The sequence below is a fragment of the Brevibacillus sp. SKDU10 genome (assembly GCF_001645205.1).
Lineage (GTDB): Bacteria > Bacillota > Bacilli > Brevibacillales > Brevibacillaceae > Brevibacillus_B > Brevibacillus_B halotolerans.
The window spans coordinates 1-24858 of the sequence record NZ_LSSO01000208.1 but is presented as its reverse complement, the minus strand read 5'-3'; the positions used below and the strand labels follow the sequence as shown (position 1 = coordinate 24858).

Annotated in this window: 26 protein-coding genes; 1 reads left to right on the top strand and 25 read right to left on the bottom strand. The window is 39.0% G+C overall.

Features of this window, described 5'->3' with window-relative positions; genetic code table 11:
- Positions 1 to 8 precede the first annotated feature (8 nt).
- From sufU to AYJ08_RS21145, 24 genes are all read right to left on the bottom strand, one after another.
- Positions 9 to 446 (bottom strand): Fe-S cluster assembly sulfur transfer protein SufU, encoded by a 438-nt coding sequence (gene sufU / locus AYJ08_RS21255; RefSeq protein WP_064019372.1) that lies wholly within the window; start codon positions 444 to 446, stop codon positions 9 to 11.
- Entirely contained in the window at positions 433 to 1659 is a 1227-nt protein-coding gene (locus AYJ08_RS21250; protein ID WP_031411555.1) for a cysteine desulfurase, read from the bottom strand. Before AYJ08_RS21250 ends, sufU begins: the two co-directional genes overlap by 14 nt.
- Positions 1656 to 2957 (bottom strand): Fe-S cluster assembly protein SufD, encoded by a 1302-nt coding sequence (sufD, locus tag AYJ08_RS21245; protein ID WP_064019371.1) that lies wholly within the window; start codon positions 2955 to 2957, stop codon positions 1656 to 1658. The genes AYJ08_RS21250 and sufD overlap by 4 nt, the downstream gene beginning before the upstream one ends.
- Before the next feature lie 24 nt (positions 2958 to 2981).
- A complete protein-coding gene (gene sufC / locus AYJ08_RS21240; RefSeq protein WP_064019370.1) occupies positions 2982 to 3764 on the bottom strand; it encodes a Fe-S cluster assembly ATPase SufC in 783 nt (260 codons plus the stop codon).
- Positions 3765 to 4123: 359 nt separating this feature from the next.
- Positions 4124 to 4720, bottom strand: coding sequence for a DUF1802 family protein (locus AYJ08_RS21235; RefSeq protein ID WP_064019369.1), 597 nt, complete (start codon positions 4718 to 4720; stop codon positions 4124 to 4126).
- Positions 4721 to 4968: 248 nt separating this feature from the next.
- Positions 4969 to 6546: a phosphoenolpyruvate carboxykinase (ATP) gene (pckA, locus tag AYJ08_RS21230; RefSeq protein WP_064019368.1), complete on the bottom strand. Its 1578-nt coding sequence runs from the start codon at positions 6544 to 6546 to the stop codon at positions 4969 to 4971.
- A 276-nt stretch (positions 6547 to 6822) separates the two neighbouring features.
- A complete protein-coding gene (locus AYJ08_RS21225; RefSeq protein ID WP_231929225.1) occupies positions 6823 to 7185 on the bottom strand; it encodes an SCP2 sterol-binding domain-containing protein in 363 nt (120 codons plus the stop codon).
- Positions 7186 to 7606: 421 nt separating this feature from the next.
- Positions 7607 to 8008: a VOC family protein gene (locus AYJ08_RS21220; protein ID WP_003334561.1), complete on the bottom strand. Its 402-nt coding sequence runs from the start codon at positions 8006 to 8008 to the stop codon at positions 7607 to 7609.
- 57 nt (positions 8009 to 8065) lie between these two features.
- Positions 8066 to 8497, bottom strand: a complete 432-nt coding sequence (locus AYJ08_RS21215) for a hypothetical protein (RefSeq protein WP_064019366.1) — start codon at positions 8495 to 8497, stop codon at positions 8066 to 8068.
- 227 nt (positions 8498 to 8724) lie between these two features.
- The gene (locus tag AYJ08_RS21210) at positions 8725 to 10116 is read right to left on the bottom strand and encodes a HAMP domain-containing sensor histidine kinase (protein ID WP_064019365.1); all 1392 of its coding nucleotides are present in this window, start codon (positions 10114 to 10116) and stop codon (positions 8725 to 8727) included.
- A gap of 3 nt (positions 10117 to 10119) precedes the next feature.
- The gene (locus AYJ08_RS21205) at positions 10120 to 10815 is read right to left on the bottom strand and encodes a response regulator transcription factor (protein WP_031411563.1); all 696 of its coding nucleotides are present in this window, start codon (positions 10813 to 10815) and stop codon (positions 10120 to 10122) included.
- Positions 10816 to 10862: 47 nt separating this feature from the next.
- The gene (locus AYJ08_RS21200; protein ID WP_064019364.1) at positions 10863 to 12218 is read right to left on the bottom strand and encodes a hypothetical protein; all 1356 of its coding nucleotides are present in this window, start codon (positions 12216 to 12218) and stop codon (positions 10863 to 10865) included.
- A gap of 150 nt (positions 12219 to 12368) precedes the next feature.
- Positions 12369 to 12749 (bottom strand): glycine cleavage system protein GcvH, encoded by a 381-nt coding sequence (gcvH, locus tag AYJ08_RS21195; protein WP_031411566.1) that lies wholly within the window; start codon positions 12747 to 12749, stop codon positions 12369 to 12371.
- A 150-nt stretch (positions 12750 to 12899) separates the two neighbouring features.
- Positions 12900 to 13352 (bottom strand): redoxin domain-containing protein, encoded by a 453-nt coding sequence (locus AYJ08_RS21190; protein ID WP_064019363.1) that lies wholly within the window; start codon positions 13350 to 13352, stop codon positions 12900 to 12902.
- Between the two features lie 91 nt (positions 13353 to 13443).
- Positions 13444 to 13989 (bottom strand): peroxiredoxin, encoded by a 546-nt coding sequence (locus AYJ08_RS21185; protein ID WP_003334553.1) that lies wholly within the window; start codon positions 13987 to 13989, stop codon positions 13444 to 13446.
- Between the two features lie 203 nt (positions 13990 to 14192).
- On the bottom strand, positions 14193 to 14564 hold the full coding sequence (locus tag AYJ08_RS21180) for an arsenate reductase family protein (protein ID WP_031411568.1): 372 nt from the start codon (positions 14562 to 14564) through the stop codon (positions 14193 to 14195).
- Between the two features lie 233 nt (positions 14565 to 14797).
- On the bottom strand, positions 14798 to 15109 hold the full coding sequence (locus AYJ08_RS21175; RefSeq protein ID WP_255365475.1) for a recombinase zinc ribbon domain-containing protein: 312 nt from the start codon (positions 15107 to 15109) through the stop codon (positions 14798 to 14800).
- Positions 15110 to 15712: 603 nt separating this feature from the next.
- On the bottom strand, positions 15713 to 15982 hold the full coding sequence (locus tag AYJ08_RS21170; protein WP_064019361.1) for a hypothetical protein: 270 nt from the start codon (positions 15980 to 15982) through the stop codon (positions 15713 to 15715).
- Between the two features lie 242 nt (positions 15983 to 16224).
- Positions 16225 to 16353: a hypothetical protein gene (locus tag AYJ08_RS24790; protein ID WP_255365474.1), complete on the bottom strand. Its 129-nt coding sequence runs from the start codon at positions 16351 to 16353 to the stop codon at positions 16225 to 16227.
- Between the two features lie 915 nt (positions 16354 to 17268).
- Entirely contained in the window at positions 17269 to 17955 is a 687-nt protein-coding gene (locus AYJ08_RS21160) for a hypothetical protein (RefSeq protein ID WP_064019359.1), read from the bottom strand.
- A 405-nt stretch (positions 17956 to 18360) separates the two neighbouring features.
- Positions 18361 to 18534 (bottom strand): aspartyl-phosphate phosphatase Spo0E family protein, encoded by a 174-nt coding sequence (locus AYJ08_RS23195; protein WP_082891051.1) that lies wholly within the window; start codon positions 18532 to 18534, stop codon positions 18361 to 18363.
- Positions 18535 to 18981: 447 nt separating this feature from the next.
- Complete coding sequence (locus tag AYJ08_RS21155; protein WP_369799697.1) at positions 18982 to 20274, bottom strand: helix-turn-helix domain-containing protein; 1293 nt, start codon at positions 20272 to 20274, stop codon at positions 18982 to 18984.
- A gap of 374 nt (positions 20275 to 20648) precedes the next feature.
- Complete coding sequence (alr, locus tag AYJ08_RS21150; protein WP_064019357.1) at positions 20649 to 21959, bottom strand: alanine racemase; 1311 nt, start codon at positions 21957 to 21959, stop codon at positions 20649 to 20651.
- Between the two features lie 188 nt (positions 21960 to 22147).
- Entirely contained in the window at positions 22148 to 22957 is an 810-nt protein-coding gene (locus AYJ08_RS21145) for a DUF2797 domain-containing protein (RefSeq protein ID WP_064019356.1), read from the bottom strand.
- Positions 22958 to 23093: 136 nt separating this feature from the next.
- Here AYJ08_RS21145 and AYJ08_RS21140 point away from each other — a divergent pair, with 136 nt between their 5' ends.
- A complete protein-coding gene (locus AYJ08_RS21140) occupies positions 23094 to 23825 on the top strand; it encodes a polysaccharide deacetylase family protein (protein WP_197490779.1) in 732 nt (243 codons plus the stop codon).
- 78 nt (positions 23826 to 23903) lie between these two features.
- On the opposite strand, the gene AYJ08_RS21135 is transcribed toward AYJ08_RS21140, so the two are convergent.
- The coding region (locus AYJ08_RS21135) for a heavy metal translocating P-type ATPase (protein ID WP_157452911.1) at positions 23904 to 24858 on the bottom strand (955 nt) is incomplete at its 5' end.

The following is a 24858-nucleotide window of genomic DNA, read 5'->3' as shown; positions in this document are numbered from 1 at the left end:
AGGGTATATTACTTCGCGTCCGTCTGGTTAATACCTTGCTCCAATGCCTTCCAGGCGAGCGTTGCACATTTAATGCGCGCTGGAAACTTGCAGACACCTTGCAGAGCTTCAATATCGCCTAAATCAATAGAGTCATCCGGCTCTTTTCCCTGCATCATATCAGAGAAAATTTGAATCAAGCGCAACGCATCCTCTTCGGTTTTTCCTTTTACAGCTTCCGTCATCATAGAAGCAGAGGACATAGAAATGGAGCATCCTTCCCCTAGAAATTTTGCGTCCATAACTACACCGTTCTCTACTTGCAGCGATAACGAAATGCTGTCTCCACAGGTTGGATTATTTAGATTGATAACCAATCCATTTTCATCCTCTAGCTTTCCTTTATTCCGTGGCTTTTGATAATGATCCATTATGACACGTCTATAGAGATCATCAAGAGAAGACATTTCCAAAATACTCCTTCGCTTTTTTCAACCCAGCGATTAAGGCATCCACATCCTCTTCTGTGTTATACAGATAGAAGCTGGCACGAGCAGTAGCGGTAGCTTTCAACCATCTCATCAACGGCTGTGCACAATGATGGCCCGCACGTACAGCAATACCTTCTGCATCTAAAACCGTTGCCAAATCATGCGGATGAACGTCCGCCAGGTTAAAAGTAATTAAACTGCTTCTATGTTCGACAGGACCGTAAATCGTAAGTCCATCCAATTCTTTCATGCGTTCCATTGCATAGCTAATCAGTTTCTTTTCATGTGCTTCAATTTCGTCCATGCCCAGATCATTTAGGAAATCAATCGCCGCCCCAAGTCCGATGGCCCCAGCGATAATCGGCGTTCCCCCTTCAAATTTCCAAGGGAGCTCCTTCCATGTAGAATCCTGTTCATATACAAAATCGATCATTTCGCCGCCAAATTCGACTGGCTCCATTTTTTCCAAGAGTGCGCGTTTTCCATACAAGACGCCGATCCCTGTAGGCCCGCACATCTTATGACTGGAAAAGACATAGAAATCACAGTCCAGGTCCTGTACATCGACTTTTTTATGTGGAGCGCTTTGGGCACCATCCACAACCAAAATAGCGCCATTTTCATGTGCAATTTTAGCAATTTCCTTGATAGGAGTTGTATCACCTAGAACGTTAGAGATGTGATGGATTGCGACCACTTTGGTCTGTGGTGTGATTGTTGCTTTCACTGCCTCAAGGGTAATCGTACCATCTTCAGCTAACGGGATGAACTTGAAAGTTGCTCCAGTTGCCTTTGCCGCTTGTTGCCAAGGAATAAAATTGCTGTGATGCTCAACTAGCGTGGTTACAATCTCGTCCCCTTCAGTAAGGAACGTGCGAGCATACCCGATTGCAATCGTATTTAGTGCAGTCGTAGTCCCGCGCGTGAAGATTACCTCAGCTGTTTCTTTGGCATTGATGAACGCACGTACCTTTTCACGCGCTCCTTCATAAGCGTCCGTCGCGTACGTACCAAGCGTGTGGACGCCGCGATGAACGTTAGAGTTATAGCTACGGTAATATTTATCTACTGCTTCAAGAACTTGAATCGGCTTTTGAGAAGTAGCGGCGCTATCCAAATACACCAATGGATGCCCATTTACTTCTTGATGCAAGATAGGAAACAATTTACGGACTTCATGTGCGTTCATCGTCCTAACTTCCTTTCCAATGCTTGGCGTAGCTTGCTTTTCACTCCTTCAATCGGAATCTCGGCAACCACTGGGTCCAAGAATCCAATAATGACAAGACGCTCAGCCTCTTTGCGTTCAATACCGCGAGACATAAGATAGTACAAGCTTTCTTCACTCACGCGACCAACAGAAGCAGCGTGACCAGCTTTTACATCGTCTTCATCAATCAAAAGGATTGGGTTTGCATCACCACGAGCTTTTTCAGATAGCATCAAAATGTTTTCTGCTTGCACACCGTTTGCTTTTTCTGCGCCTTTTTCAATCTTGGTAATTCCGTTTAGGATGGCAACCGCTTCATCTGTCATTACTGCTTTACTCAACATATTGGATTCAGTATGCGTTCCGATATGCTGCACTTGAGAAGTCAGATTTTGACGTTGTTTAGCTGTTCCTACAGTGATGGATTTGGTATCAGCATTTCCGCCTTTACCTTCTAAAATGGAGGTATTGTTCGCTACTGTGTTACCATCATTCATCTCGCCCAAAATCCATTCCATATTAGCATCCTGGCCGATCAAGGCACGTCGGTATGCATAGTCGTGAACCTCAGTAGAGAAGGAACGAACAGACGCTACTTGTACGTGTGCGTTAGCGCCTAAGTGTACTTCTACAACGCTGTTTGCTACCATATTGGTTCCCTCTGCAGATACAAAAGAATCTACATAAGTTACACGGGCATTAGCTTCTGCTACGATAACAACATGAGGTGCTAGCAGGGATTCTTCGCCTGCTACTTCATAAATAGCTTGCAATGGCATTTTCACTTCTACGTTTTTTGGAACGTACAGGAATACCCCGCCATTTACCACTGCTGCATGCAAAGCAGCTACACGGTGCTCGTCTTCTTTGACAATTGAATAGATATATTGTTTCACAAGTTCACCATGTTCACGAAGCGCTGCAGCAAGGTCAGTAAAAATAACGCCTTGGCTTTTCAACTCTTCATCCACCTTATGGTAGACTACAGACGCATTTTTCTGTACGAGCAGGCTGGTTATATCTTTATCATCCAGTTGTTCTTTTACGACTTCATCCAATTGTTCGATGTTGTCTACACGCGCTTCTAGTTGGAACGGGTGAAATTGATCGAAGTTCCATTTATCAATCTTGGTTTTCTCCAACACAGGGAGAGCTAGCGTCTGTGCTTGTTCGAATGCAGCTAGACGCTTTTCTAAAAACCAGGTTGGTTCTTGATTCGCTTGGGAAAATTGCTTGATCGCTTCTTTACCAAAGCGAAGTTGTGTTTCTGTACTCATGATAGTCTCGACCTCCTTCGCCTCTTATTCTGCGTTAACGGTCTCGTCTTCGATACCGAGCTCAGCTTTAATCCAATCATAACCTTCTGCTTCTAGACGTTCTGCCAATTCTGGGCCACCTGATTTTACGATACGACCTTGCATCATAACATGTACGAAATCAGGCTTCACATAGTCTAGTAGACGTTGATAGTGAGTAATGATTAAGAAACCGCGATCCTCGGAGCGCATCTCATTAACACCTTTTGCTACGATTTTAAGAGCATCGATATCTAAACCAGAGTCGATCTCATCTAAAATACAGAGACTAGGCTGAAGCATCATCATTTGGAGAATTTCATTACGTTTTTTCTCCCCGCCAGAGAAACCTTCGTTTAAGTAGCGATGAGCAAACGCTTCGTCCATTTCTAATGTACTCATTTTGCTATCCATCTCACGGATGAATTTCATTAAGGAAATTTCATTTCCTTCGCTACGAGTAGCATTCATAGCAGAACGTAAGAAATCGGAGTTCGTTACACCTGTGATTTCAGATGGATATTGCATAGCTAGAAACAGGCCTGCACGAGCGCGTTCGTCTACAGCCATGTCCAATAGATCTTCACCATCTAGGATAACTTCACCATCAGTTACTTCATATTTAGGATGTCCCATTAGCGTAGATGCCAATGTAGATTTACCTGTTCCGTTTGGTCCCATGATCGCGTGGATTTCCCCACCTTTGATCTCTAGGTTCAAGCCTTTTAGGATTTCTTTCTCCTCAATCTTTGCGCGTAAATTCTTAATCTGTAGATGTACAGCAGCCATCTTGCATTCCTCCATATATTATGATCAAACAGTCTTCACGATGTTGTAGACAAGCACTATACTATCCTATCGAAAAACCTGTGCATTCTCAATCCATTCTCAATCCATTTTATAATAATAATTCTAAGAAAGCAAGGAAAGAACTATTGCCATATTTATAAAACATGAATGTTTCTTAAATCCGGATAAGCCTGTTATGGAGCGGTAAAATCCATTGCTTATCATGGTGTTTTTCCTATTTATAGAACACTATTTTTAACTGTTGATCCATTTTTTACATAACTGTTTTCTCATAAGACGAAAAGAGCCCACTACTAGCATAGTGGGGATTTTCCTCCTGTTACAGCCAAAGAGAGATGCTATTCTTCCTTCGTTAGTACATCCATAATGACTTGGCGGGTACGTGCATATTCCTCGTCGCTTAGTACTGGTGTATAACCATTTTGCGGGATGCTGGACAAAAGGTTATGCCAAGATTTACAGCCTTTATATTCTTCAGCAATCTCGATCGTTACTGGCTTGTCTAATTTATAAACTCGGGCAAATAGAATATGCAATGGTTTCTTCTTTTTCCAGTGCAGACGAACATCAGCGAAGTCGTCCGTCCAGATATGGTAAGGGTTCAAAGCACGAAGTTTTGCTTCATCTAGAATCTCTATATCATCTGTAATATGAGCAAAGTATTCGATATCTACAGTTGGTTTATCAAGGCTCCAGCCTACAAGAGTAGCTTCCAAATCAGCTTGATTCTCAGGTTTGATCATCTCTGCTTTTTGGTGCTCATAGGTTGGGTACAAATAAAATGTATCGTTTTCTAGCTTAAAATCTCTTGTTTCTTCATATAAACCGCCTTTACGGACAGTAATAATTTGTTTTCCTTCACCTAATGCTTTAATCGCTACAGCCCACTCTTTTAAAGAAAGTGTGGATTCAGGTTGTTTTTTATCGTTACTCATGTACAGTTGCCCCTTCCCTTTTAGGTAATCCATCCTCTTTTGCTACTTACTCTTATCTTTTATATCTAGGTGTATGTATCCATTGATGCAGACTTGAGAAATTTTCTCTATTAGTCACTCCCCACAGTGTAGCAGAATTCCCTAACCTAGCAAAGTTTACGAGTTTGATTTGTCATGGACTCGACACAAAAGCCAGATAACAAACAAAAAGACCCGGAGAAACAACCGGGTCTTCTACTACGTTCTCTTTATTTAATGACAGGGCCAGCCTGTGAAATATCAGTTGCCTTCGGGAACTTTTTAGCAAAGTTAGCCTGGAACAGCTTAGCTAATTCGTTTGCCTGCTGATCATAGGCATCCTTATCTGCCCATGTCTGACGTGGTTGTAGCACTTCACTAGGTACACCCGGGCAAGTAGTTGGCACTTGTACCCCAAACACAGGATCAGTAGCGTATTCTGCCTTTTCCAGTTCTCCATGTAGAGCAGCCGTTACCATCGCACGTGTAAATGCCAATTTCATCCGGCTTCCAACTCCTACAGGTCCACCTGTCCAGCCCGTATTCACCAAATATACAAGCGCATTAGACTCATCAATCTTTTTCCCTAGCATTTCTGCATAAACGATAGGACGCAATGGTAAGAAAGGAGAGCCAAAGCATGTGGAGAATTCACTTAGAGGCTGGGTTACACCTCGTTCTGTTCCAGCCATTTTACTCGTATAGCCAGATAAGAAATGATACATTGCCTGTTCCTTGTTTAATTTAGAGATTGGAGGAATTACCCCAAACGAATCCGCTGTTAGGAAAAGAATCACATTTGGATGACCGCCCACACCAGGTATAACAGCTCCTGGAATCGATTCTACAGGATAGGCCGCACGTGTATTTTCTGTGTAGCGATCATCATCATAATTAGCGATACCACTAGCATGATCAACCACTACATTTTCTAGCACGGCACCAAAATTGATTGCATTCCAGATTTGTGGCTCCCCTTGTTCAGAAAGACGAATGCATTTTGCGTAGCATCCTCCTTCAATATTAAAAACTCCTTGATCAGACCATCCATGTTCATCATCGCCAATCAAACGGCGGTCTGAATCAGCAGATAGGGTGGTTTTCCCTGTGCCTGACAAGCCAAAGAATAAAGCCACATCTCCATCACGTCCAACATTAGCTGAACAATGCATAGATAATACATTGCGTTCAGGTAACAGCATATTCATCACGCTGAAAATGGATTTCTTCATTTCACCGGCATATTCTGTTCCGCCTATTAAAACTACCTTCTGTTCAAAACTAATAATAATGAATGTATCAGAATTGGTTCCATGAACCTCCGGATTTGCTTTGAAGTTCGGAGCATAAATAACTGTAAAATCGGCTTGATGCCCTTTTAATTCTTCCACTGTTGGACGGATAAACAATTGATGAGCAAACAGATTATGCCAAGCAAATTCACTTACTACACGAATCGGTAAACGAAAGCTACGATCCGCTCCAGCAAATCCGTCAAAAACATAAAGCTCTTTGTTTTCTAGGTAAGCTAGAACTTCCGCATGTAATTGCTCAAATTTTTCGATTTGAATGGGTTTGTTATTAGCCCAATCAATTTTGTCATGGACAGAGGGTTCATCGACTATGAATTTATCTTTCGGAGAGCGCCCTGTGAATTTGCCAGTTAGCGCGTTTAAAGCGCCTTTATCTGTCAGAACTCCTTCGCCACGTTTAACTGCTTCTTCAATCAACTTGGGTACAGCCAAATTATAATGAGCATTGGCACCAGCAAGAACTTCGGATAGACGCTTAACCGTTTTGGCTTCCATGTGAATGTATCTCCTTCCCCAACCGTAAAAAATGTGGGCTATATCATGTTTTATTTTGTAATTAGTATATCACATTAGATCAATTAAGCTACAAGATTTTGCGTTTTTTTTGAAAAAGATGTGAATAACTAGAGATGATTCATTGAAATCTAGGTATGAGCCTAGTAAATGGATTCTATCTTCAGTTTCATCAGCAAAAACAAACAGCCCCTTTTTAAAAAGTGGCAGGGATAATTTATATACTATTGATATCTACGAGTAAATGCAATATTAAAACTAGGCTAACTTTTGTTCATGCTCCAAAGACAATCGCAGCAGTGAATCCAATTTTAATTGATCTCGGACGTGTCCCCTCATCTCAATGTTTTCTTTAGCATAGCGATAGGAGAGCTCATCACCGGTCAAAAGCATCTGTAAGCGCTGGACATCCCCTTTTACAACAACCTCCGCCTTATGCCCCTTATTCCACTCCGTTACGATTATTTCTCCATTAGCAAAGACTAAACAGCTATCAAGTGTTCCATCTTCTAATTTAAAACCAATATGGCGATTCCAATCCTTCATCAAACTTTGTAAGTATCTTTTTCGTTCCAAGCGTTTTTGTACTTCAAACAATATTGCTCTTAATTGAGAAGCCATTGTCATCCCTCCACTCACATCACGATCCATTCACTACCTACATATTCGTAAATTTGTGAGTCGAAACCTTTGGCGAGGAATTGGAGCCTTTGTCGTTCTCTGTCTACCGCAGACAGTTTTTATCGTCATATTTCTCGCTCTTTATCACGGAATAAATATCACGAAAAAATTTCGTAAGATCATTTGTTGAATATGCGGAAACTGATTTAACTTTTTAAAAAAATATTAAAAATTGATTGAAATTTTCCGAAAAATAATGCATAATAGGTAATAATTAGTAGATAGGTAAATTACCTACTACTCACCCATTAGTACCCCCTTTTTCATTATAAACTCCTTTCTTGTCTGCCTTTTCCAATTGAAGGCAGACCTTTTTTTTGTAGAAGTTTATCGAATGTGCACAAAGAAAAAAGACGCCCTCTTAGGCGTCATCCGTTTCATCCTCTTCATCCTTGTCCAAACGTATCTCCAAGTGGTGACCGTCTGGCGTTTCAAAATAAAGATTATAACTTCCTGGGCGTTCAATCGGCCCACGGTAACATATATTTTCCGCTTCCAACTTATCAACAAGATAGTCTAATTCATCACGTGTTGCCACTGCAAAAGCAATGTGATCCACGTGACCGGAATTTATATTTAGCTCTTTGGTAGTTGGATGTAGACCAATTCGTGTATAAGGCCCAATGTTGAAATAAACTGGCTCATCTTCTCCCGATTGATCAAGAGAAATCGGTACTTCTAAAATCTCTTGAAAAAATTGAGCTACGCCCATCACATTGCGACAGCTAAGAGCAATATGATGAACACCTTGAAGTTGAAGCATCGAATACAATCCTCCTAAACGGCTGACCTCCATCAACTGTTCACTGGTTAGCCCCTATTAAAAGGCTTTTTTTGTCTTTCGCTCATTGGCGTGATGTTGTCGTAACCGATGGCTTAAATTTGTTAATCTGTTTGTTAAAGCTTCTCGCCATTCCAAATCGTTCATTTGTTTGGCTACACCTAGCAAATCAAGGGCGATGTCAATTTGTCGTTTCAGACTCTCATCATAAGAACCTTGATCTGTCATTGAACAGTTCTCAAACAGCTCGGACAGCTTATCCAAATCTACAAACTCTGCGAAATCCACTTCTGCAGCGTGATCTCCCTGAGCATATTCAACAAGAATTTCATACTCACCTTCAACGGTCGGATGAACTCTCGTACGATTACAAACCGGACAATACATGATTGGTACATTGTGCACCAGAATTTCCAAGTGACGAAGTGTTCCAAAAGAGCCAATCATCCCTGCTCCACAGCAAAAACCCATAAGCTCTCCCTTCTATGTACATGTGGTCGAACTCTTATTTGTTTTTATCTGAACAGACACACAAGTACAAAATCGTTATTGTCCCTTGATTGTATCTTACAAGCTTCCGATATGCTAGGTTTAAAATGCTACCAGTTTCACCAATGATAATTCTACCAATCCCGTATTTGATTATAGCCGTTTCTGATGATTTTTCAATGAAATCCTGATATTCATCTTCACTCCTCTTATTGTTCATATATAGGTAAACGGACCTGAATCGTTGTACCTACGCCAACTTTGCTCATTACATGAAGTGTGCCCTGATGTAATTTTACAATTTCTAAACACAGCGATAATCCGATACCGCTACCTGATTGCTTATGCTTACCTTTATAAAATTTATCTGTAATTCTAGGCAATTCCTCTTCCGATATTCCGGCTCCCTGATCTATGACTTCTATAATAACTAACTCATCTTCTCGATAGCTACGAATTGTGATAGTAGTGTGCTCCTCACTAAACTTCATTGAATTATGAAGCAGATTTATGACCACTTGCTTTAAGCGATTCTCGTCTCCTAATACGCGCAAGGGTTCATCTGGAGTTTCTGTCAGCAATTTAATCTCCTTTTGGAAGGCACGAGCAGAAAACTGCTGCTGGACATCCAATAAAAGCTGATTCACCTCTAGCTCTGTCTTATGGATCTCCATTCCTCCTGCCTGCAAGCGGGAAAAGTCTAGCAATTGTTCTACTAATCCAGTTAGTCGATCCGTTTCCTTCACAATGATCTGCATGGCTAGGCGTGTCTCTTCCTTGTCTTCCATGTCACCCGTCAAAACCACCTCAGACCAGCCTTTAATAGAGGTCAAGGGAGTTCGCAGTTCATGGGAGACAGAAGAAATAAAGTCGTTCTTGATTTCCTCAGCCTTCTCTAATTCGCTCGCCATATAGTTAAAGGTTTCGGCCAACGTTCCAATCTCATCATCTCCTACCTGCCTAGCCCGTTGACTAAAATCACCTTTTGCCATTGACTTAGCCGCACCCGTAAGCTCAACGATAGGACTTATAATTCGCTTAGATAAAATCAAATTTAAGACTAGAGATAAAAGAACCAGACCAGCGCCGATGCTCCACACAAGCAGTGTAATCTGGTTCACAACCTTGTCGATCTCTTCAACAGAGGTCACATAACGCAGGACTCCTGCTGTTGAATCATAAAAGGTGAGCGGCTTAGATACTGCAAGAATATGTTCTCCTGTATCTTCACTTTTTCCCAACCAAATCCCTGTGTCACCTTTTAATGCATCCTGTACATCCTGCGTAAGTACACTTTTGCGTTTGGTGAAACCGTTAAAGTCTAAAATCACATTGCCATCTAAATCAATGACTTCAACATGTGCGAGATCATCCTGTGACGTATGCTCGAAAATATATTTTGCTTTACTTTGCAAATTATAATATTGAATGTATTTGTTATAAAAGTTCGTAGACACATTTATACGGCTAAGAAGCGCCTGTTCTGCACCACCATAATAAAAACTACGCACTCCTATAACAAACGAGCTTCCTAGTACTAGAATTACCATTAATACGACAAAGGTAAAATTCATGACTAGACGTTTTTTTATTCCATACATATTTTACGTTCCTTCTTTCCACTGATAACCAAATCCCCAGACTGTCTCCAAATATTTCGGTTTTGAGGGGTCATCCTCGATTTTCTGGCGGATGCGTCTTACGTTGACATCTACTACCTTTAAATCCCCAATGTAATGTTTTCCCCAAACTTCATTTAGGATGTCATCGCGACTGACTGCACGATCCTTTTGTTCCATTAATAAGTGGATAATTGCAAATTCCTTGGGCGTGCAATCTATTTCTTGCCCATTTTTGATCATTTTTCGATCCGTCAATCGCAGGGTAAATGGGCCAGAAGTAATCAATTCACCTGGTTTTACAGTGGAAGGTATCGTTTCTACCCGTCGTTTCAGCGAATTCATTCGGGCAATCAGCTCGGCGGCACTAAAGGGCTTTGTAATGTAATCGTCTGCTCCTAAGTTTAATCCTTCTATCTTATTTACTTCTTGAGCTTTAGCAGTAAGCATAATAATCCCCAATTGCGGGTACATCTTCCGTAATTCCTGACAAACCTCCAGACCACTGATGCCCGGAAGCATTACATCTAATACAGCTATAGCGATATCAGGCTCCTTTTTAGCAATTTCCAACGCCTTTTCGCCAGTCTCCGCCTCTAATACTTCAAACCCATTTCGTTTAAATTGAATTCGCACAAATCCTCGGATGGATTCCTCATCCTCTAGCAATAGTACTTTCATCTCTCCTTGCTCCTTTCTGCCTTGTACCTAGATGCCCTGCTATTCATCTATATTTTTCGAAATACCTCTTGGATCTGCTGCAAATTAAATAGCATTTTTCGATAAATAGGTTGTTCCTTTGCTGGAACACTGCTCATATCAGTCGGAAATCGAGCAATAAAGATGTTTTCACCGTTTTCATCTATAACGCTATACTCTTTTCTTTGTTGTTTCAACTCCTTCTCTTTACTCGCCCACTCTGTTTTTTTAATCGGATCAATGGTAAACAACTCGGCTGATGGCTTTCCCTGAGAATCTAGGTATAAAAAGGTGATCGCTCCTGCTTCCTTTGTAGTTACCAGCTTGATCGTGTAATGTCCGAACCAGTAGTTTGGTATATTTATTTGAAATCCATTGCTAACGTCATCATAGGATTCTTTTACTTTGATCAGGTTTTTTTGACCGTTCCATTGGTACCACTCTGTAATCCAAGGCGTATCAACCATGGCCAAATCTTCTGTTCCCACCGGCTGTACTAATGTCGAGATTTCGATAATTCCATCATTATTAATATCCTTGCTAAAAGTAGAATAAGGCTTAAACATTACGTTATCATAATTCGTCAGGTCTACCTGTGTCAGCTTCCCCTTGTTACTGACCAATAGTGCCGTTTGCCCTGAATGAGCCCCGACACCTGAATCTAAAAATATCCCATTTTGCTCTTTATGTGCCTTGCCTAATAAAATATTTTCATACCCATTAATCGACCAATCTAATCCCAACTGCTGAATCATTTTCATTTTCGAAGTCGCTTTGTCATACTGGTACACTTCCGCAGGGGCTTTCATTTTGTCATGATCCAGCTTGAACACATAGGCCTTTGATACCCCTGTCTTGTCTAAATCCCCTACGATAGCTTCCTTGCAGGATGTTTTTAAAATTTGACTCATTTGTCCATCTTTCCACTTGTATCCGCCAAACTCTTTGTCTACATCCTCATTTGCCATCCAGTTAACGAAAATCTCTTTTTCCTTATCTCCTGAAACATCCTCAAAGGCCACATAATCGACATCCTGACCCGTCTCCTCGATCTGTCCAACCTTTTGCCAGCTATTCTCTGTTTTTTGCATCACAATAAATCCCACGTTATATTCGCCTTGCTTATAAAAAGCTACGACTTCATTACTTCCATCGCCATTTAAGTCTTTTTCGATAATGGCTCCATTTTCACCAGAATTATTGCGTGGAATCATAAGCGAGCTTCCTTGCGGCAAATTAGCTAGTACCGCCTTTTTTACTTCTTCTTGATTTTTATTTAAAGTGGGAGCCTTCAATAATTCATTCGGGGAAGCAACAGGTGTACACCCTGCCAATAAGCCTAACAACAGTACACCAGCACTCCACTGTCTCAAATTCATAACCATATGTTAGAAAACCTCCAACTAAACTACATACCTTTTCTTCATTATAAAAGAGTATCACTCTGTAATGTTTGCAAAAAGGTTACGAAAGCAAAAAAAGATCGGTTTCCTATAACCGATCTTTTTGTTCATAACGTTAGTAAGCACTATTGATTATTCTTTTACCATTGCCTCGTATTTATCCGCATCCATAAGCTTATCCAACTCGCTGGAATCAGACAACTCAACCACGATCATCCAAGCTTTGTCATAGGAAGATGTGTTTACCAATTCAGGCTCGTCTTCTAGAGCACCGTTAATTTCTAAAACTTTACCAGTAACTGGAGCATATAGTTCAGATACGGTTTTAACAGATTCTACACTACCGAATGGTTCATCACGTTGGATGGTAGAGCCTACTTCTGGCAATTCAACAAATACGATGTCACCTAGTTCGGACTGAGCGAAAGAAGTAATACCGATATAAGCCTTGTTGCCTTCTACACGTACCCATTCATGCTCTTCGCTGTAACGTAACTCTTTTGGAAATTCCATCTAACTTCCTCCTTTTTTCGTAGAACGCTCGGATGTTTATCCAAGACTTCTGGTGACGGCAATGCCGACATTGCTCCTCTTCTCTGGAGTTTATGAGCAACGGGGGTCTTCTTAGAGTTTCCCCTCTACATAATTGGACACGTAAGGACCCTAATCCTCTTCAATACCCAAAATTCGATGCAAACGTTTTTTGACCATATTTAGGCCCTTTTCGCCTGCTTGGAAATGACGAAGTGCCATTGTCTCATCAAACAGATAGTAGGCAGGAACGTATTCGTTTTGGAACGCATCAGTTGTTGTCATTTCGTTATCAATCGCTACTGGATGAGTAAGCTCATATTGAGCGATGGTTTCTTTAATTTTCGCAATATCTGTATCAGATTCGGAACGCGGCATATGAATACCAATCACTTTTAAGCCCTGATCTGCATATTTTTCACGCCACTCGTTTATTTGTGGTAGAGATTCTTTGCACATATAACAACTAACGGACCAGAAATGTACAAGAACTGCTCTTTCGCCCTGCAAATCAGCCTTAGAAACTTGACCGTTTACCCATTCTGTGATGCCTGGAAAATCTGGAAGTTCTTCACGTAAACGCATGGTTCATGCCTCCTTTAATATAGAAAAGGGCCTAACACTGTAAAGTTAGACCCTTTTGTTTGTGTACACGATACCCAATCTAAATCAGAAATTATCCTTTTAGATGAGCTTGGCCAGGACGCCAGTTAGCTGCGCAAAGTCCGCCGGATTGTAGAGCTTGAAGAACACGTAGAGTTTCGTCGTTAGAACGTCCTACGTTCATGTCAGTAACTACTTGGTATTTAACAACGCCTTCTGGATCGATGATAAATAGACCGCGGTAAGCTGCACCGGATTCTTCATCCAACACGCCGAAAGAACGAGCAACTGTTTTGTTGAAGTCAGCAGCAAGCGGGTAGTTCAAACCACCAAGACCGTTTTGGTCGCGTGGAGTGTTGATCCAAGCTTTGTGAGAGTGTACAGAGTCAACAGATACACCTAGTACCTCTGCATCCAAATCTTTGAAATCTTCATATGCATCGCTCAAAGCGATAATTTCAGTTGGACATACAAAAGTGAAATCTAGTGGATAGAAGAACAATACCAACCATTTACCTTTATAGTCAGAAAGAGAAACGCGACCGAATTCTTTTCCGTCACCGGATACTGTTTCCATTGAAAAATCAGGAGCTTGAAGACCAATAATACGTTGTGCCATATATATTACCTCCTTAAGGAATAGTAAATGTTATCTACAAGAGTTATGATATCAAAACCAATAGATTATAGTCAATATTAATTTGTAATAATTTTTATTAAACAGTGGTTTTTGTTTGACAATGATCCTCAATCTCTATGTATGCTGCCCGATTGTAATGAAAATCGGTATCTGACTCTTCCATTTTTGACTAGAAAATTGGGTTATTTGCCCCACATTTCTTCTAAGGTTTGTTCTTTAAAACCGAGTGTTGTCTTTGACCCATTTGTGATAAGAGGCCGCTTAATTAGCTTACCATTGGATGCGAGCAGCTCTAGCATTTCATCCTCTGACATTGTTGGCAGCTTCTCCTTCAGGTTCAGCTCACGATAGAATTGACCGCTAGTATTAAAAAATTTACGAATATCCAACCCGCTATTTTGCCAGATTTGATGCAATTCCTCTTTCGATGGCGGAGTATCAACAATTGGGATTTCTGTATATGTAACCTCATTGGTATCCAGCCATTGTTTAGCTTTGCGACATGTGCCGCACTTTGCGTAACTATACAAACGAATATTTGGTGCGTTTGTCAAAAGTCCTCACCTCTTCTATTACATCATGGAATAATACTTTTAAGGCTCCTAAATCCTCTAAATCTATAGCCTTCATACTTTCAATTACATCTTTAACCTTAGGAGACATTTTTATCATGGTTTTCTGACTCAAATTATTTGTCTCTTAGTTCTAATGTTTGGATTTTCTGCTTCAGCCCCAGTAATATTTCTGGGCTTCCCTCATCATCAAATAAATCCATATTCATTACAATCTAAACCCGCTTCTTTTTTAGCTGTTCTCTTTCCTTATTCAGCTTCTCTACTCTCTCTTTATGCGATCTAACCTCAATTTCGTTGTCAATAACATATTTTCCTTCTTTCATTTTTATAAATTCTTCGAGTAAATCGTCATATATAGTTTTTTCAAGTTTCTCAGCATTTATTCCATTTTGAGTACACTTTCTATCACCATCGTTTTGAGTAGATGAGCATCTATAGTATCTAGACGTATATCTTTTCCCTCGCCATTCGGATGTTTTCTTTTGACAAACCATCGCACCTCCACATTCTGCACAGAAGGATATCCCGGTTAGTGGATATTTTGCCCTATTACTACAGTCTATTGTTTATTGCGTTTTTCGACACATTATATTCCCCTTTACTGGTATGTGATTAATACCACGTTCCATCACTGACAAAAATAACATTTCGTACTTTATTGATAAGACGATAAAAACATAAAATAAACAAAAAACAACATAGCTTTCTTTTAAATGTTTCATCATCTTTAGGTGAAAATATTTTTTATCCATTACCTTCAACACTTAGTTTACGTATCTAATTTCCATTGTGTCTATATGCTAAGAAAAAAACAGTTGATATACTATAAAGTAGAAGATATGAAAACTTGTAATCTTTTATTTATAAAAGGAATACCTCCTAAAAGATATTCAATATGAATATTATACCATTTTTTATCCTTTTAATATAAAGTACCAGAACAGTTCTTACTCAACCGCAAACAAGTCAACAGAAAAAATTTATCAACATCAATTTTAAATTATTCTTCGATGCTTTCTTAAAACAATGATTTTCTACTATATAAGCATATCAAAAACGCCCGAATTTGAGTTCGGACGCTTGTTTACATAATGACTATTATCAAGACCCACATAAAGCCCTTTTGCTTAGTTGCTTTTTCTTACACTCTTAGTTAGTTTTGCTATTTGAAGGCAAGCAGCGATTGTTAGTAAAGATACAGCTAAAGGTTTAATTGCTGTTTGATCGTTTAAAAACATGTATACGTCAAACCCAATTAAGAAAACAAGAAACAGTACCTCTACGTATATATTTTTTTTGGTGTCGGTTTTTTTTCTGAAAAACATGATGCCTAATAGTAGCACAATCAACAGGATACCTACTGTGTTAACGATATTGAAAAATGAAACAATGCCCATTGTATCATCCCCTTTTTTATCCTTTTAATATAAAGTACCAGACCCTTACTCAACCACAAATCAAGTCAACAGAAAGAATTTATCAACATTATTTTAAATTATTCTTCGATGCTTTCTTAAAACAATGATTTTGTACTATATAAACATATCAAAAACGCCCGAATTTGAGATCGGACATTAAGACGTATAAGATATGTTTAACAGGACTCCATATAAATAGTAAGTAACGCCAAAATCTTGCTTTACTCTTTGCTATGATTTTTTTTAAGTAATTCAATTACAGTTTTAATTTGTTTGTTCAGTTCCTTAATCCCAAAAGCAATAGCAATTAACAAACCAGCATACAACACTTGAAAAAAATACTCAGCCAACTTTATCGCCTCCTATAAGTTAATAAAATATAAACTATCTATTAATAAAAAACCGCCCATAAAAAGGCAGTTCTGTAATTTTACGATGCTTCACTTACTTCTTGGATTGGTAGAAAATTTTGTAGATTCTTAGGAGATTTTGATTTGATTTTTTGAAAAGCTCGTTCAGCTTTTTTGCAGGCGCAATCATGTCCTCCATTATATCTTGTTGTTTCATACGTAACCCAAACTCTCCAACAATAGCTGTCAAGATTCCCATTGTGGAAAGTGACTGGTATTAACGGTAATGTGGACATGAACTGTATGGAAAAAGATTTTTGGAATGCAATGATGAAGGAGGAAACAACGATGGATAGAATGCTTGCAGATAAGATCATTTTAATATTGAAAACACAATGGAAAGTTAGTGACACAATGGGAATGAAGGGGTAAGCTAAATATCTTGGGAAACTTGCTGATCGGGTAAGGGTTGCAAGTGGACAGGAGCCGCAGAATAAGTAATTTATAAGAAAAAAGGATAAATAATAGCTAATACCGGCAAAACGTCCGAATATTAGAATTCGGACGTTTGATAATCAGGAACAAATTATTTCAAGTAATTGTTTCTTAATGCTCTTATAATTAGATGGAGGTGATATAAGATAACCAGAATATAAAAAATAGGTATAACAATAGAACCAGCTCCACTAGGGGTGTTGTAGAAATAGTTACCTAATACAACACACAGAATAATAATGTTGACTATGTAGATTATAACATATGATTTTTTGGGAATTTTTTTATTTTTTATAAATAAAGAAATTAAAAATATTACAATGGCTAGAAACAAACCAATATTCATCACGGTTACATTCATCCTAACAACCTCCTAAAATGAACTAAAGCCGCAAGTATGCGGCTTTTAATGCAGTTAAATTAACGTCCGTAAATATTAGTTGTTAATCCATCCCAACCAAAATCCATATAAACACCTTTTTTGGTCTTGTTTTTATCTATCTTCTTAGCTATGCTACTAGCGCGTTTACTAAGTAGTTCTGTTGTAAGAGAGAGAAGTTTCGTGTAATACATTTCGGGAATAATAATTAAAGCAATAGTATAATAATCATATGTGTCTACCGCATTCTCTAATGATTCTTGCATGTTATCAGCTTGTTTTCTATTTAGAACATAATGCGTACCCCACCAATAATATTCAAACTCTTCATAAGCATCTTCGGAAGCTTTTACTTTCGATTTGCTAGCGTTTTTAATAATCTGACCATCTTCATCAACTTTAATGATCCCATCTTTAATAAGTTGATTAATTTTTTCGTTGGATTTTACAAAGAATTCATACTCTTCTCCACCCAGTAGCTCTTTTAACTCAGGTTTTAGGTGATAAAAACCATCCTCATCCAAAAATACATTCTCTCTAACAGTTTTCAAATTTTTAGTAACGATTGAAAGAGCTTCAGTATCTACCTCTAAGGTTTGAAACTTCAAACCTTGTTCATTAACGTAGGTTGTAGCATCTTCTTGTGCAAATACTGCTGATGGAGTGAGGGAAGTTGCTAAGAATCCTGTTAAGCATAGAGCAGTTACAAATTTGCATGTTTTTTTCATTTTAATTCCTCTCTTTACATCATATTGTATTTACCTTATTTTTACAATCCAATTTTCTTTAGGGATATTCAACCCCCTTTTATTTCCTCTTATTCTCTGGATTTTACAGCATTAGGGTTGTAGTAGCGATATCCGAGTAGCATCTTTTTAGCTAGCATCGCCTATACTTGATCGAAACGTAAATCTTATCTGATGGTGGTTCTTGATTATAAGCAATGTCTGATATTGATTTCTTTTCGTTTTCTTTAGAGATTTCAATTTCAACTAAAGGAAATGAATTGTCTCATATTAACATGTTGTAAACCTCCTAGGAGGTCTTTAGTGAATAGCTAAAAAACGGCTATATAATTATTCCCCCTACTGGGCGTTGTAAAGTTTCCCGTACAGCATATTCATATCGACCAACTAGCGTCTAATCTTCTTAAACAAAACGATGTACTTATCTAGTTGTTGGCTCAGCTGTAGTACGGTTAGGTGTACGAATGAGCCTTCTTTGTAATACAGCATCTCTAACCTACAACGGAGGAGTTCAATAAGCTTCTGTAGATCATCTTTCGATTTGAAATTTTCTGTTTTCATATTCTGTAAGTGAGTGGTAAAATGAACTTGAGTAACATTTATTGTTGCTCAAGGTGGGGGCGTTCCGATGGTCAGCAAACTAACGGGAACGCTCCTTTTAGTTGTAAAGTTATATATCTTGAAGATGACACCTCCTTTTTCCTCCTGAGCATTATTTTACCAATCGTATTGTTTTTTCTGCAAAATAAAAAAGATCGAAACGTTCAACAAAATTTGACAAATTATTACATAATTCACACTTTGTTATAAATAAAAAGAACACCACTCTGTAAAAAAGTGTGGTGTCCACTAGAAAAATTTCAAATGATTAATGTCCGGGGTCTTCGTTATAAACTTTTGAAGCTGAATACTTCTCTGGATAAACTTCCGTAAATTTATCACATGCAAGAAATGTAAGTGATAAGAAGGTTGAAAAGATAATAGTAGAAATTACAATTTTCTTCATCATTATTCCCTCTTTTCTCCCATGGTAACTTCATTATACAATTCGTTTAACCTACCTGCAATTTCAATTTTAGTATGTTTCTTGAAAAGGGCATGATAATAAAATATCTCCTTCGAACATTCAATAATATCCTTATAAGAGCCTATCATAGCATAATAGGATATGCTCTGAAGAAGTTGTTCTATACCCAAATCGAATTGCCCATTTTCAATAAGAAAATTTCCTGTAAATTTATAGTACATACCTATCTGGGCATATTGATGTGGTGTCACTGGATTAAATGAAAAATGGTTTTCCTCAGACTGTATTATTTCTCTGATTAGTTCGATATTTCTTACTTTAGATAGAGCTTCTAACAGCCTGTTTAATCGATACAAGCGTCTAATGCCTTTAACCTCTTCTAAACATTCCTGCAACAAAGGAATGGCTTTTTCATAATCACCTCTTTGTGAAAGAATAATTGCTCGATAATAATTTATACATTCAATAATAAAACGATATTCCTTTTTTTCACATTCATCTAAATGTAGATGGAGACTGGCATGGTCTTTGAATTCTACAAAAGAATTACACATTGCCAATGCTACACTTTCTTTAAGATCATTTTTTGTTTCATCTTCTTGTATCCCCATTTTCCCTAACTCTACACATTTGTAGTATTTTTTAATATTATGTGCATGAAGTGCCATTCTATAGTAGAGAGTGATTTTTTCTTCTTGGGAAAGAAAATCCACATAATGCAGAACCTCTTCCCCAACTTTGAAAGATTCCTCTAAATGTTTAAGCTCTCCTCTCTCGATCATATACTTTTGATATAACCCTTTGGCTATGTACTGCGACTCTCCATGCGCTCTAGCATACTTAATAATTGTATTGTAAAGTGATACTCTCACTTCATTGTTTTTAAGAGAAGCTGTTAGGTTATATAATTCTTCTAATAAGGTATACGTATCTTTCTTTGGGTTTTCAAGGAATTTTTTAGCTACCTTTGTGAGCAATGAAATATTTGCAATTTCAATAGCTTCTGCTAAAAAACCCTCTAAGACATCATCACGTAATTGCATATCAACATAAAGATCAATAATTTCTTCATAAGTAATTTCTAAAACATCTGCGATTGGTTTTAAAGTTCGTAGCTCTGGGCGCTTAGTCTCACCACTTTCTATTTTGGAAATAACCCCCTTACTAACCCCAGTCACTCTTCCTAAATCTGATAGGCTCATTTCTAAAGATAACCTTTTCTCCTTTATCAGTTCCCCCAATGTTGTGAAAGTCAGATTTACACTCATGTTAATCCCCTTCCATAATTTATAAATAATCCCATTGATTCCTTTATCAATCTTAACTTGATTCTAACTTTATTGTATATATTTGTAATTAACAACAAAAAATAATAGATTGATTTACTTTCTTTTATGAAAGGGACATTGAAAGCCGAGGATTATTAATATCTCTAATAAAATATATCTTTCATCAAAGAGTCTCAAAAAAGAAAAGTATCAACGACGTTATGATGACATCTGTTAACGTATCATAAAATCAACCATCTAGGGTGGATTAAGTGTTCACCCCCATATTCGAATATGCACATGCTGAATAAATGTAAAGTACCACCCTTTCGAAAATATCCAGTCATCATGGAACAAAAAAGCCATCCATATCGGCTCTGTTACTTTTTCATATGTTTTCTTGGCTTAGGATTTATTGATGCTAATAAATTACGTACGGAGACGATTTTATTTTGTTTGGTATAAACGCGCGGTAATCGATAATTAAGCATGCAGGCGATTTCGTAATTAATCGTTCCTATTAGTTCGGCTACTTCTTCAAGTGTGATCTCTTCCTTGCCAGATCGACCGTAAATAACAACCTCATCTCCTACTTTTGCCTTGATTTTATTTACACTTACCATACATTGATCCATCGTTATCCTGCCTACCACGCTAAATCGCTTTCCTTGTAACAGGACGCTTCCCTTATTCGAAAGCAAACGCGAAAAACCGTCTCCATAACCGATCGGGAGAGTAATAATCTGTTCCCCTGGTGAAGCGATATAGGTAACACCATAGCTTATGCCAAACGGCTTTTGCATAAACTTCACATTTGAAACACGGGTTTTTACTTGAAGAGCAGGTTTTAGATTAAGTATATGTAATGATTTTATATAGACAGATGGATATAATCCATACATTCCAATTCCTAGTCGAATATAATTAAATCCCCACTCAGGATGAGTCATCGCAGCAGCAGTATTGCAGCAGTGAATAGCAGGTAGTTCAAATCCTTTTTTCCTTAAAAATTCTAAATAGTCTTGGAATCTTTCGAATTGCTGATTCAAATAAGTGACATCCTGTGAATCTGCCGTGGCAAAATGAGTATAAATGCCATCCCATTGAAACACATCACTTTTATAGACACCTTTCGCCACAGAAAGAAGTACTTTTTTTGTCCTTACACCAATCCGTCCCATACCTGTATCGATGTTGATATGTACAGACAAGCGTTTACGCTCCTGTGCGGCTATGTCCTGCTTATCTTGAGCGTTCTTTGCTTTTGATTTGTCTTCATTTTTATCTGCATGGTTATCTCCATGCTTATTGGCTTTCTTCCTTCCCTGTTTCTTGCTTAAGATTTTTTCCGCTTTTTTTATCCAATTCGTTTGGAACACAGTGCATGAGATGTTCCATTCAAATGCTTTTTGCACTGCTCTTATAGGTGTATAGCCTAAGATCAGTATGGGACACTTGATGCCTGCCTTTCTAAGGACAATGCCTTCATCTAGAAACGCAACGGCTAGAGCGGTAGCACCTGCCGCTAGGGCTTCTCTTGCGACTGCTACGGAACCATGTCCGTATGCGTCTGCTTTCACTACTGCCATGATTTGAGTTTTTTCAGGTATATGCTGTCGAAAGGTCCCTATATTGGTCCGTATATCGTCCAAATTGACCTCTACCCACGTATCACGATAGAATTTGTCCATTTGAAAACACCTCTTATCTTTTTCAGAAAGTATATGAGTCTCCATTTCACAATATCCATTGGATACGCCTTACATCCTGTGTGATATTTCAATGAACATTAGAAGTAGCGTGCCTGAGTAGAAGCGGCCTTTACACAGCAAAAAAAACCATGATCCTGTTCGACCATGGTTTTTGCCGTTGCTTGGGTTTATCCAGTTTTCACCGTTACATGGTAACCGGCATGTTTTCTTACCTGGAAAACTCCAATATCCATAATTAAATATTGACCTTTTACACCAAGTAGCTTTCCAGAAACGCATTCGAGCTTGTCCAAGGATAAAGAATTAATTTTGGACAAGGTTTCTAAGATTGGATAGGCAATATCGATCCACTCGTCTTCACGCAATTGGAATGGCTTAAACTCTTCCGGAAATTTCTCATAAGCTTCTTCCCGAAGTTGAATTAGATCAGCTTCTTTTACCTCACCTTTTAACATTTTGCGCCAGTTGGTTTTGTCTGGCATGAATTGGCTGAGATGCACCTCAAGCTCTCCTGCCATTCGACGTGTTGGAAGCTCTGCAATCGGTATAGCCCGAATGGCTCCTTGATCTACCCAACGTTTTAACTCATTGTTCTTACGGGTAAGTCCCACTTTGACATCGCTAGAGAGCGCCAGATATACATAATGCGGAATCATGCAATGTGATTCTCCAAAGCTCTCATCTCTACAGGTTCCTTGGTCAAAATGACATTCATGCGGTTTGACAATACAAAGATCGTTCTCTGGTAGTTTCGTAAAACAAGGATAACAGTAACCACTATTAAAGGTTTTATTGGTTTTGCGTCCACAAGCAATACAATTTTTTTGTCCATCATACTGAATCGAAATTTGTTGTCCAATCCACTCATTCAGGCTTATTTTTTCTTCATTTATATGAAGATAATAATCGACAGGTTGTTCTTTTCCTTGATAGGTATGTGCTAGTCCATGCAGCAATCCGCTTTTTTCCAACGTCATGTCACTCCTCTCGCCCTTAACTTTTTCCCTCCATGATATCATATCCGACAAACTTTGCGCTTTTCTTCCAGCATGTTCTTATCCCTGTTCGGTCAACCTAAGGAAGTAAATGACTGAAGAAAGGAGTGATTTCACCGTGAAGAAGCGATTGGCAAGAAGCTTTACATGCTGCCTTACCCTCATAGGTTTAGCATGGTTAGGGGTAACTTCATCAGGTTCTGTTGGTCTTTTTGCCAATCGAATGGTCTATGAGCCTATCCACCGAATTGAAACGCAAAAAAAGGTGGTGGCTTTAACCTTTGATGATGGTCCAGATCCAATCTATACACCTCGTATTCTAGAAACCCTGCATAAGAACGGTATTCTTGGCACCTTCTTTGTCTTGGGCTCCCAGTCTGATAAACATCCTGTCATTATGCAATGGATAAAAAAAGCTGGCCATGAAATCGGAAACCATGGGTATCATCATTACGATCTAAACAAATTAACCGAGCAAGAGATCTATGATGAAATTAAACAAGCTGAAAAATCCATATACAAGGCTACAGGTGTCCTCCCCCAATACTATCGTCCGCCAGGGGGTGTGATTACCACTGATGTGATGAATGCTGTGCAATTGTCGGGTTATGATATCATCTATTGGTCGGTTGATCCGCGAGACTGGTCCTTAGCTCGCACCTCATCTGTTATTGTGAACAGTGTTAAAAAGCATACCTCCCGAGGGGATATCATCCTCTTCCACGATGGCGGGATGAATCAAAAGCAAACCTTAAAAGCCTTACAGGAGCTCATTACTGATTTACGTTCTAAAGGATATAAGTTTGTTACTGTTAGTCAATTGCTGGATGAGGGAAACAAAGTTCATTGATACTGAGCAGGCAGATGTTGACTGCGAGGGATAACCTGACCGTAGCACTATCCCTTGTACAGCTTCCATCTGCTCTTTTTACAATCCAACAAATTTATTTATAGATTGAAGCTTTCCTGTATCAGTAGCATGCCCGGCTGATGAATGTGCTCCATGATGCGGAGAAGATGGACGCGAATTTTTAGGTGTAGATAAAAAACCGATGAGTCTGGCAGAGTTTAATACCACCAATACCGAAGTAATATTGTGAACGAAAGCACCAAATACCGGACCCAACACGCCTAATAAAGCAAGGAGGATAGCAGCGCTGTTAATCGCTGTAGAAATGATTAGGTTTTCCCGGATCACTTGTACTGCCTTTTGACCTAACCGCATAACATCGGCAATTTTGCGCAGATCATTTGACATTAATACCACATCAGACGCTTGCGCAGCAATTTGGGTACCGTGTACGCCCATCGAAATCCCTACATCGGCTAGTGTTAGCGCTGGGGCATCATTAATCCCATCACCAATCATCGCTACCTTACGACCTGCTTTAAGCTGGCGCTCTACCTGTATATATTTCATGTCCGGCATTTGTTCCGCATACACCTGTGTAATTCCCAGTTGCTCCGCCATAAACCGTGCCGCACCCTTGTTATCTCCAGTAACGACCGCTACCTCAACACCTGCCTCTGTTAATGTTTCAACCGTTTCCCTAGCTTCAGGTCGAAGCTGATCTGATACTGAAATGAGTCCTAGCAGCTGGTGCTCGGAAGCAATAAGAACATTCGTCTTTCCTTCCTTTTCTTTCGTTGTAAGCAAGCCTTGCACCTGCTCAAGACCTATTCCGAGTCCCTTAATAAAGGATGGATTTCCCACATAGATGCGCTTCCCTTCAACAACCCCCTCAATTCCACTGCCAGCATGCATGATAAAGGATTCTACAGCAGGAAGTTCTAATTCCCATTTTTTAGCTTGATGTAAAATAGCTGTAGCAATAGGATGCTCCGAATGCTGTTCCAAGGCCGCTGCCCAACGCATCACCTCT